Raw genomic sequence first — 9134 nt, forward strand, 5'->3', positions numbered from 1 at the left:
CGACGCCTTCCTCGCCCGTGCCGCGAAAGCGGGCCCGGTGACGGTGGCGAGCGCGCCGGCCGCGCAGCCGTTCTCGGCGGGCACCGTCGGCGGCGACCCGTACTACATCAACGGCAACACCCGCTGCTCCATCGGGTTCTCCGTGCAGGGCGGCTTCGTCAGCGCCGGCCACTGCGGCGGGACGGGCAGCTCGGTCGTCGGCTGGGACGGCTCGGCGATGGGCAGCTTCGCCGGTTCTTCCTTCCCCGGCAACGACTATTCGTTCATCCGCATCGGCAACGGCTGGTGGACCGCGCCGGTCGTGCTCGGCTGGGGCACCGTCAGCGACGCGCTCGTCCGCGGGTCCTGGGTCGCGCCGGTCGGCACGTCGGTGTGCCGCTCGGGCTCGACCACGCACTGGCACTGCGGCACGGTGCTGGGGCTCAACGAGACCGTCAACTACTCCCAGGGCGCGGTCTACCAGATGACCCGGACCAACGTCTGCGCCGAGCCCGGCGACTCCGGCGGCTCGTTCATCACCGGTGACCAGGCCCAGGGCGTCACCTCCGGCGGCTGGGGCAACTGCGGCTCGGGCGGCGAGACGTGGTTCCAGCCGGTGAACGAGATCCTGCAGACCTACGGCCTGTCGCTCGTCACGGCGTAGGAAAAATTCCTCCGGCGGCGGCCGATGAATCCGGCGGCCGCCGCCGGTAGGTACCGGTGAAGCCGCGCCAAGGGGGCGCGGCGGGAAGCACCGGGAGCAGACATGAGTGTGATCGTCACCGAGTTCGTCACCCTGGACGGCGTCGCGGAGGACCCGGACGGTTCGGGTGGCACGGCGACCGGCGGCTGGGCGTTCCGGCACGGGCCGGAAGCGGTGGCCGGGGACAAGTTCCGGCTCGGCACGCTGCTCGAAACCGGGACCCTGCTGCTCGGCCGCACCACGTGGGAGCTCTTCTCGAAGCTCTGGCCCGGCCGCACCGACGAGTTCTCCGCCCGGCTCAACGCGGCCAGGAAGCTGGTCGTCTCGCGCACGCTGACCGACGTGACCGCGTGGCAGAACTCCTCGCTGCTGCAAGGGGATCTCCTCGAGACGGCCGAGCACCACGACGGGGACTTGATCGTCATCGGCTCGATCGGCATCGCGCAGGCGCTCGCCCGGCGCGACCTCGTCGACGAGTACCGGCTGCTCGTGTTCCCGAGCCTGGTGGGCGCGGGACGGCGGCTGTTCGTCGAGGCGGCGCCCGCGGATCTGCGGCTGGTTTCGACGACGGCGGTCGGTCCCGCGGTGCTGAGCACCTACCGGACGCGCTAGGACCGAAGCAGGCTCCCGAGCCAGCCGCCCAGCACCTGCTGGACCTCGGCGCGGGTCCGTTCCGGGTCGTCCGCCGCGGCGATCATCCGCGCCGCTTCCATCACGGCGCTGAGCACGAGCTGGGCCAAGGCGCGGACGGGCTGGTCGACGATCAGCCCGTCCGCTCTGGCCTGCTCCAGCACGGTGACGAGCAGGCCGAGGCCGTACTCCGCCTCGATCTCGCGCCAGACCTCCCACCCGAGCACGGCCGGGGCGTCGGTGAGCGAGATGCGGCGGACCTCCTCGCGCAGGCAGGCGTCGAGGAAGACACCCAGCCCCCGCAGCATGCCGGTCAGCGGGTCGGCGGCGGCCCCGAACGCGGCTTCGACCTCCTCGGTCAGCTCGCGTTCGAGCTCCTCGACGACGGCGCGGAACAAGCCCTGCTTGTCGCCGTAGTGGTGGTACAGCGCGCCGCGGGTGACCCCGGCCGCGCGGGTGATCTCGTCCGCCGGCACGGCCTGGTAGCCGCGGACGGCGAACAGTTCGCGCGCGGCGGCGACCAAGGCGGCCTTCGTGCCGGCGGAACGGTCCTGCTGGGTACGTCGCACCCGCCTAATCTGCCATGACGCCCGCGAACTCGACGACGTGGCGGGCCAGCGCGGCGGGCTGGTCCTCGGAGACGAAGGTGTAGGAGTCCGGCACCTCCACGAGCTTCGCGGCCGGCAGCAGCGCGGCGAGCCGGTGGGCCAGCCGGATCGGGAACAGCTTGTCCTCCGGTGCCCAGGCCAGCAGCACCGGCCGGTCGAAGGTCTTCAGCTTCTCGGCCGCGGCGAAGGTGTGCCGCGGGTGGACGTCCCTGAGCAGCTTGCGCAGGTCACGGCGTACGCCGGCCGACTTCCGCAGCTGCCCGAGGTAGGCCTGCGCGACCGCGTCCGGCAGCGGCCGCTTGGTCACCCACCCGAACAGCAGCGGCAGGCGGTACAGCGCCCGGATCCGCAACAGCTGCCCGAGCACGGCCATCGACCCGGGCACCCGCGAGATCGACGGCAGCGCCTTGAAGATCGGCGGGAAGAAGTACTCGAAGCAGTCGGACGGCGTGAGCACCACCCGCCCGACCCGCTCCGGGCGGCGGCTGAGCATGATCTGTGTCAGCGCGCCGCCGGTGTCGTTCGAGACGAGCGTGACGTCGCGGAGATCGAGCGCCTCGAGGAAATCGGCGATCAGGTCGGCGTTGCCGGTGGGGGAGAGGTCGGCGTCCGCGCGCATCGGCAGGTCGTGCGAGCCGAGCGGCAGGTCCGGCGCCAGGCACCGGAACCCGGCCGCGGCGACGTCGGGCACCACTTTCCGCCAGAGCTCCGCGTTCGTCAGCACGCCGTGGACGAACACCACCGGGGCGCCCGAGCCCCGTTCGAAGTACCGCACCTCGCCGGCGGGCAGCCGGACGCGGTGCTCCTGACCCAGGGTTTCGCTGCGTTGCGTCATGCGAGTCAGGTTACATACATGGTGTATGTATGTAAATGTCTTCAGTAGGCGACGGTGAAGCGGGCCCGGTGGTGGCGTGGCCGTTCCGCCTCGTCCAGCAGCGCGACCGCGAAGTCCTCCATCGAAATCGCCGAGCGGCCGTCGGCGTCGACGAGCAGTTCGTCGCCGCCCAGCCGGTACCGGCCGGTTCGCTCGCCCGGCTCCAGGAGCGCGGGCGGGCTGGCGTAGGTCCAGTCGACGGCGGTGTCGGCCCGGTAGACGTCGTGCTGCGCCCGGCACGCCGAGGCGATCGGGCGCAGCTCCGCGGGAAAGTTCGGCGCGTCGAGCACTGTGGTTCCGCCCGGCGCTGTCAGCGTGGCCGCGCCGCCGACGGCCAGCAGCCGCACGCCGGTCCCGGCCAGGCCTTTCAGCAGGCCGCGGGTCGCTTCGACGAGTTCGTCCTCCCGGCCGGGCGCGGGGCGGGTCGCCGTGATCACGAGGTCCTGGCCGCGGCTCAGCGCGGCGACGTCTTCGGGGTTCGCGGCGTCGCCGGGGCGCACGGGCGCCGGCAGTCCTTCGGCGCGCCGGGGATCCCGCGCGACGGCGGTGACTTCGTGGCCCCGGGCGAGGGGCTTCGGCGACGACCCGGCGGCCGACGTTGCCGGCGGCGCCGAACACGGTGATGCGCATGGGACTCCTTCGGAGAGGTTGTTTAGCGCTAAGGAGACTAGCTTAGCGCTAAGCTAACTGTGCGCAAGAGGTGGTGGAGAATTCACGACCCGCTTCGCGGCTATGCCGGAGTGGCGCACGCGCGGTTGGCGGATCTTTGGCCGTCCGGTGTCTGCTGCGGGCCCCGTCGCCGTCCACTCCGGAGGCCTTCGTGACCACTTTCGACCGTCGCACCCTGCTCAAGACCGGCGTCGTCCTCGCCGGCGGCGCCGCCGTGATGGCGGCGTTCCCCGGCGTCGCCTCGGCCTACTCGTGGCCGTCGTCGCTGCGGTCCGGCTCGACCGGGGCCGCGGTGAAGGAACTGCAGATCCGCGTCGCCGGCTGGGCCGCCGACGGTCCGAAGCAGACCTACGTGGCCGTCGACGGGGATTTCGGGCCCGGGACGGCGGCGGCGCTGACGCGGTTCCAGGCCGCGAACCACCTGCCCGCCACCGGGATCGCGGACTCCGACGACTTCGCCGCCCTCAACGCCCTCGAGTCGGCGGACGGCTCGACCGCCCACTTCGAATTCGGCGAATTCACCTCGAAGGACGGCTCCGGCTTCGACGGCGGCAAAGTCGGCGCGGCCACGGTGAAGGAGAACGTCCGGCGGCTGATGTACAAGCTCGAAGCGCTGCGGCTCAAAGCGGGCGGGCGCGCGATCACGATCTCGTCCGGCTTCCGCAGCATCGCGCACAACCAGTCGATCGGTGGCGCGTCGAACAGCATGCACCTCTACGGGGTCGCGGCCGACATCTACGTCAGCGGGCTGAGCACCCGGCAGGTCTACGTCCTCGCCGAAGCCTGCGGCTTCTCCGGCCTGGAGCGCTACACGCTGTCGGACGCGCACCAGCACGTCGACAGCCGGGTCGAGTACCCCTACGGCTCGCAGAGCTGGTGGTGGGAGAGCGGCACGATCAGCTGAGGACGCGGTGGGCCCCCGGACTTGGCTTCGGGGAAAGGTCGGATCCGGGGGCGCCACCGCCCGCGGGACAGCTGACACGATGTCCTGCGGTGGAACCACCCTACGAACCGCCGGGCCGGCTGAACAGGGCCTCGATGCGGTGTCGAAGGTTTGTCGCCCGGTCGGTCACCGGACCTACCGAGAGTGGTTCACGAAGCGAGTTCTCCGTCCGGCGGGGGTTCGTCCGGGGGCCGGTCGCCGTGGCGGTGGACGATCTTCCACTCGCCGTCCTCGCGCCGGTACACGTGGGTGACGCGCAGCGTGTACGTCGTGGGCTCGCCGTTGATCGACACCGTGTTGTGCTCGAAGCCGATCGTGTAGGCGAGGTCGCCGCTCGCGCCCGCCGCGACGACTTCGAAGCGGTAGTCGCGCGAGTCCGAGAACTGGGCGGCGACGCGCTTGAACGCCTCGCCGACGTCGGCCCAGCCGGTGCGCAGCGGTAGCCAGGCGCCGAACAGGGACACCGGGTCGGTGTGCGACCAGAGCTCGCTGCGCGGGCCCGCGTCGCCGTGGTGGATGGCGCGTTCGGCGGCGGTCTGCCGGGGCAGCATGTCGGCGAGGAACGCTTCGGTGGGTGCTGGCATGATGACTCCAATACAGTCGTGCTGTTTTCAATACAGTGAGGATGTATCGGATGAACGGGCCCGTCAAGCGCCGCTACGACTCCAGCCGGCGGCAGGAGCAGGCGCGCGAGAACCGGCGGCGGATCCTGGGTGCGGCGCACGAGCTGTTCGTCACGAAGGGTTACGGCCGGACGACCATCGCCGACGTCGCCGCCGAGGCCGGGGTCGCGCCCGAGACCGTCTACGCGGCCTTCAAGAACAAGCCGGCGCTGCTGCACCGGACCTGGGACGTCACCGTGGGCGGGGACGACCAGGACGTGCCGCTGTTCGACCGCCCGGAGCTGCGGGCCCTGTTCGCCGAGCCCGATCTGCGCAAGCGCTTCACGGCGTTCGCGGTCTTCAACACCGCGACCATGCGGCGGACCGCGCGGCTGCACCTCGCCGTACGCGGCGCGGCGGCGAGCGACCCCGCGGCGGCGGAGCTGCTCGCCGAATTCGAGCGGCAGCGGCTGGTGGCGATGGCCGGGCACGCGCGCGCGGCCGCCGAGACCGGGCAGCTCGCGGTCGCCGAGGACGAATGCCGCGACGTGCTGTGGTCGACCACGGACGGGACGCTCTGGCACCAGCTCGTCGAGCGGCGCGAGTGGACCGACGAGCGCTACGCGGCCTGGCTCGGCCGGTTCTGGGTGGCGTCGTTCGTGGTAACCTGAAGTTGAAACTTCAATCGATTACGTTCCGCGCGCGGGAGTCCCGATGTCGATCTTTCGCCTGAACCACGCCGTGCTCTACGTCCGGGACCTGGCGGAAAGCGTCGCGTTCTACCGGGACGTACTGGGCTTCGACTACATCGAGGGCGGCGACGCCCACCGCGGCGCGGCCTTCCTGCGGGCGCCCGGCTCGAGCAACGACCACGACCTCGGGCTCTTCGAAATCGGGGCCCAGGCCGAGGATTCCGGCGCCGGCCAGACGTCGGTGGGGCTCTACCACCTCGCGTGGGAGGTCGACACCCTCGGCGACCTCGAGCGGATCGCGGGCCGGCTCCGCGAGGCGGGCGCGCTGGTCGGGTCGTCGGACCACGGGACCACGAAGTCGTTGTACGGCAAGGATCCCAGTGGTATCGAGTTCGAGGTGGTCTGGATCATCCCGCGCGAGCTGCTGACCGACGCCGACCGCGCGAAGAGCGCGGCCATCGGGCGGCTCGACCTCGCCGGGGAGCTGGCGAAGTACGGCCCGGACGCGCGCAGCGGCGTCGGGATCTCCCGCTAGTGCGGTGACCACGAAGGTTCACCGGGTCGGGTCCTGGGTGGTGAGGCGGCCTGTCGAACGGTCTCGCGCCGATCTCGGTGGTCAGCGGGAACGGCGGGCTGGCCGCCGGGGTTGTTGTGGTCGGTGCTGCTGAGGAGGGTGGCCCGGCGGCGCGGGGCGCCGCCGGGCTCCTCGTCAGGCCGTGACGCCGGCCCGTTCCGGCTGCGCTTCCCGCTGCCGCGTGGTGAGGTTGCCGAGCGCGAAGCGGCCGGGGCCGACGAACGCGACGATGAGCAGCGACCAGCAGAACAGCGTCGCCGCTTCGCCGCCGTTCTGGATCGGGAAGAGGCCGTCGGGGGCGTGCGAGGTGAAGTACGCGTAGGCCATCGAGCCGGAGCCGAGCACGGCGGCGACGCGCGTGCCGAAGCCGACGCAGACGAGCACGCCGCAGACGAGCTGGATCAGCGCGGCCCACCAGCCCGGCCAGGCGCCGACGGCCGCGGGGGCCTTCGCGCCGAACAGGCCGAACAGGGTCTTGAGGCCGTGGCAGGCGAACAAGAAGCCGATGACGATGCGGTACAGCCCGATGACGTGCTCGCGGGCCGGGTTCAGGCGGTGCATGGTGCCTCCGGTGTCGGTGCGGGCGGCATCGAACCGGCCGGGGGAGGGACCGGCCGCTGCGAATTCGTTCGCTCACATATACCGCCCGTCCGTCACCCGTCACAAGGTCCTAACGTCGGTTAAGCATAATTAAGTAAAGTGATTCACTGGTGTTTCCGGCTGTGCGCAACGTAAAACCGCCGTCAGGGTGATCTTGATCCAGTGGTTCAGACCAGTTAGTGGACTGGTCCGGTTCGTGTTTCGGGAATGTTTCGGGATTAATCGCAGGGCATCATTGTTCTGAGAAAATTCTGAGGACCACTCCGTACCCTGGCCGTGATCCGGCTCACTCGAACGTGTTCGTCACGAACATGTTCGTTATGGTGGGGGCATGGCTCCGGACAGCACTTACAACCGGCGGGAGCGCCCGGCGAAACCGGCGTTGACGCGTGAAGGCATCGTGGCGACGGCGGTCGCGGTGATGCGCGCCGAAGGTGTCGAGCGCGTCACCATGCGGCGGCTCGCCAAGGAACTCGACACCGGGGCCGCGTCGCTCTACGTCTACGTCAAGGACACCGAGGAACTGCACGCCGCCGTGCTCGACGAACTGCTGGCCGAGGTCGATTTCGGCGGCGCGGGGGACTGGCGCGAGCGCCTGTGGGCGGTGCTGGACTCCTACCGCGCGGTGCTGTTCGCGCACCCGAGCCTGGCGCGCGTCGCGCTGGTGACGCGGCTGAGCGGGCCGAACTACTTCACGCTGGTCGAGGCCGTGCTGGCGCTGCTCGACGAGGGCGGCATGGCGCCGGGGCAGGCCGCGTGGGCGGTGGACGTGCTGCTGCTGAGCGCCACCGCGGCCGCCGTCGAACACGGCAGCCGCCGGGAGAAGCCGGGCGCCGCCCATGAGCACGAGGTCATGGTCGAGTCCGTGGCGGCGGCGTCGCCGCGGACCCACCCGCACATCGCCGCGCTGGCCACCGACCTGGTGTCCGGCCCCGGCCCCGTCCGCGCGCGGTGGGCGTTCGACGCGCTGCTCAACGGCGCGCTCGCCACCCCGCGCCCCGGACCAGGGGAGTCCTGATGCCCGCGATCGCCATCGCCGGCGGCGGCCTGGGCGGGCTCACCCTGGCCCGCGTCCTGCACACCCGCGGCATCGCCGCGACCGTGTACGAATTGGACGCCACGCCCGTCGCCCGTGACCAGGGCGGCACCCTGGACCTGCACGAGGAATCCGGGCTGCGTGCCCTGGCGGAGGCCGGCCTGCTGGCCGAATTCCGGGCCTGTGCCCGCGAAGAAGGTGAAGCGCTGCGGATCCTCGACCGCCACGGCGTCGTCCGGTTCGAGGAAACTGCCGAAGCGAGCGGGGGTACCCGGCCCGAGATCGATCGCAGTGCCCTCAAGCGGATCCTCGTCGAGTCCCTGCCCGGCGGCGCCATCCGCTGGGGTGCGAAGGTGACCGCGGTGTCGCCGGGGCGGCTCACCCTCGGCACCGGCGAAGTCGTCGAGGCCGACCTGGTGGTCGGTGCCGACGGTGCTTGGTCGAAGGTCCGGCCGCTGCTGTCGGACGCCGTCCCGGTCTACTCCGGACTGTCCTTCGTGGAAGCCCGGTTGTCCGATGTGGACGGACGGTTCGCGGCGCTGGTCGGGTCCGGGTCGATGTTCGCCCTCGACGCGCGGAAGGGGCTGATCGCCCAGCGCACCGGCGGCGGGCGGATCCGGGTGTACGCCGCCGTGGAGACTGAGGATCCCGGTGCCATCGCGGAACTCGCCGATCGGGAACAGCTGCTCGACGCTTTCGCGGACTTCGCGCCCCGACTCCGCTCGCTCATCGCCGACCACGACGGCGCCCTCGTCGCGCGCCCGATCCACGCCCTGCCGGTCGGGCACCGGTGGGCGCGTGTCCCGGGCGTGACACTTCTGGGCGACGCCGCACACGTGATGTCGCCCTTCGCCGGCGAGGGCGCGAACCTCGCCATGCTCGACGCCGCCGAACTGGCGCTCGCGCTGGCGGACCACGACGACGTCGAAAGCGCTCTCTCGGCGTACGAAGCCGCGATGTTCCCCCGCGCGGAAGCCGCCGCCCGGGAATCGGCGGACAACCTCGAAGCCTGCTTCGCCCCCGGCGCGCCCGCCGCGATGGTCGAGCAGATGACCCGGCTCGCCGCCGGCAACTGACGAAAGGACCACCATGACCTTCGACCTCCTCGACACCGGGTCCGGCGACCGCACCGTGCTGGTGCTGCACGGCGGCGCCGGACCCCGCGGCGTCGCCCCGGTCGTCGAGCACTTCGCGCCCCGCGCCCGCGTGCTCGCGCCGACCCAC

Annotated in this window: 12 protein-coding genes; 7 read left to right on the top strand and 5 right to left on the bottom strand. The window is 71.5% G+C overall.

Annotated features, from left to right (window positions below; genetic code table 11):
• The coding region (locus tag G3I65_RS06845; RefSeq protein ID WP_160695333.1) for a S1 family peptidase at window positions 1–643 on the top strand (643 nt) is incomplete at its 5' end.
• A gap of 102 nt (window positions 644–745) precedes the next feature.
• Window positions 746–1294 carry a dihydrofolate reductase family protein gene (locus tag G3I65_RS06850; RefSeq protein WP_160695334.1) on the top strand — a complete coding sequence of 183 codons (549 nt, stop codon included), beginning with the start codon at window positions 746–748 and terminating at the stop codon, window positions 1292–1294.
• Here the strand turns inward: G3I65_RS06850 and G3I65_RS06855 are convergent.
• From G3I65_RS06855 to G3I65_RS06865, 3 genes are read right to left on the bottom strand one after another with little or no spacing between them, the layout of a single operon-like run.
• Entirely contained in the window at window positions 1291–1881 is a 591-nt protein-coding gene (locus G3I65_RS06855; RefSeq protein WP_160695335.1) for a TetR/AcrR family transcriptional regulator, read from the bottom strand. The genes G3I65_RS06850 and G3I65_RS06855 overlap by 4 nt on opposite strands.
• 4 nt (window positions 1882–1885) lie before the next feature.
• Window positions 1886–2755 carry an alpha/beta fold hydrolase gene (locus G3I65_RS06860; RefSeq protein WP_160695336.1) on the bottom strand — a complete coding sequence of 290 codons (870 nt, stop codon included), beginning with the start codon at window positions 2753–2755 and terminating at the stop codon, window positions 1886–1888.
• A 41-nt stretch (window positions 2756–2796) separates the two neighbouring features.
• The gene (locus G3I65_RS06865) at window positions 2797–3306 is read right to left on the bottom strand and encodes an NAD(P)-dependent oxidoreductase (protein ID WP_239070682.1); all 510 of its coding nucleotides are present in this window, start codon (window positions 3304–3306) and stop codon (window positions 2797–2799) included.
• Between the two features lie 308 nt (window positions 3307–3614).
• Between G3I65_RS06865 and G3I65_RS06870 the strand changes: the two genes are divergently transcribed.
• Window positions 3615–4367, top strand: coding sequence for a D-Ala-D-Ala carboxypeptidase family metallohydrolase (locus tag G3I65_RS06870; protein WP_309235306.1), 753 nt, complete (start codon window positions 3615–3617; stop codon window positions 4365–4367).
• Between the two features lie 188 nt (window positions 4368–4555).
• Here G3I65_RS06870 and G3I65_RS06875 read toward each other — a convergent pair whose 3' ends face one another.
• Entirely contained in the window at window positions 4556–4990 is a 435-nt protein-coding gene (locus G3I65_RS06875; protein WP_160695337.1) for a nuclear transport factor 2 family protein, read from the bottom strand.
• 50 nt (window positions 4991–5040) lie between these two features.
• Between G3I65_RS06875 and G3I65_RS06880 the strand changes: the two genes are divergently transcribed.
• Both G3I65_RS06880 and G3I65_RS06885 read left to right on the top strand, forming a co-directional pair.
• Window positions 5041–5679 (top strand): TetR/AcrR family transcriptional regulator, encoded by a 639-nt coding sequence (locus G3I65_RS06880; RefSeq protein WP_160695338.1) that lies wholly within the window; start codon window positions 5041–5043, stop codon window positions 5677–5679.
• A gap of 43 nt (window positions 5680–5722) precedes the next feature.
• Window positions 5723–6235 (top strand): VOC family protein, encoded by a 513-nt coding sequence (locus G3I65_RS06885; protein WP_160695339.1) that lies wholly within the window; start codon window positions 5723–5725, stop codon window positions 6233–6235.
• 174 nt (window positions 6236–6409) lie between these two features.
• On the opposite strand, the gene G3I65_RS06890 is transcribed toward G3I65_RS06885, so the two are convergent.
• A complete protein-coding gene (locus tag G3I65_RS06890) occupies window positions 6410–6835 on the bottom strand; it encodes a DoxX family protein (protein ID WP_086858217.1) in 426 nt (141 codons plus the stop codon).
• A 370-nt stretch (window positions 6836–7205) separates the two neighbouring features.
• Here G3I65_RS06890 and G3I65_RS06895 point away from each other — a divergent pair, with 370 nt between their 5' ends.
• Together G3I65_RS06895 and G3I65_RS06900 are read left to right on the top strand one after the other, a co-directional pair.
• Window positions 7206–7892, top strand: a complete 687-nt coding sequence (locus G3I65_RS06895) for a TetR/AcrR family transcriptional regulator (protein WP_160695340.1) — start codon at window positions 7206–7208, stop codon at window positions 7890–7892.
• Window positions 7892–8986, top strand: a complete 1095-nt coding sequence (locus tag G3I65_RS06900; RefSeq protein WP_375336662.1) for an FAD-dependent oxidoreductase — start codon at window positions 7892–7894, stop codon at window positions 8984–8986. The genes G3I65_RS06895 and G3I65_RS06900 overlap by 1 nt, the downstream gene beginning before the upstream one ends.
• Window positions 8987–9134 lie beyond the last annotated feature (148 nt).

Source organism: Amycolatopsis sp. SID8362 (assembly GCF_010550475.1).
In the GTDB taxonomy this organism is placed as follows: Bacteria; Actinomycetota; Actinomycetes; order Mycobacteriales; family Pseudonocardiaceae; genus Amycolatopsis; species Amycolatopsis eburnea.

What these genes read in the sequence shown, in the direction of transcription:
- G3I65_RS06850 (WP_160695334.1), top strand. Translation starts at nt 746, where the DNA reads ATGAGTGTGATCGTCACCGAGTTCGTCACCCTGGACGGCGTCGCGGAG.
- G3I65_RS06860 (WP_160695336.1), bottom strand. Translation starts at nt 2,755, where the DNA reads ATGACGCAACGCAGCGAAACCCTGGGTCAGGAGCACCGCGTCCGGCTG.
- G3I65_RS06875 (WP_160695337.1), bottom strand. Translation starts at nt 4,990, where the DNA reads ATGCCAGCACCCACCGAAGCGTTCCTCGCCGACATGCTGCCCCGGCAG.
- G3I65_RS06880 (WP_160695338.1), top strand. Translation starts at nt 5,041, where the DNA reads ATGAACGGGCCCGTCAAGCGCCGCTACGACTCCAGCCGGCGGCAGGAG.
- G3I65_RS06885 (WP_160695339.1), top strand. Translation starts at nt 5,723, where the DNA reads ATGTCGATCTTTCGCCTGAACCACGCCGTGCTCTACGTCCGGGACCTG.
- G3I65_RS06890 (WP_086858217.1), bottom strand. Translation starts at nt 6,835, where the DNA reads ATGCACCGCCTGAACCCGGCCCGCGAGCACGTCATCGGGCTGTACCGC.
- G3I65_RS06895 (WP_160695340.1), top strand. Translation starts at nt 7,206, where the DNA reads ATGGCTCCGGACAGCACTTACAACCGGCGGGAGCGCCCGGCGAAACCG.
- G3I65_RS06900 (WP_375336662.1), top strand. Translation starts at nt 7,892, where the DNA reads ATGCCCGCGATCGCCATCGCCGGCGGCGGCCTGGGCGGGCTCACCCTG.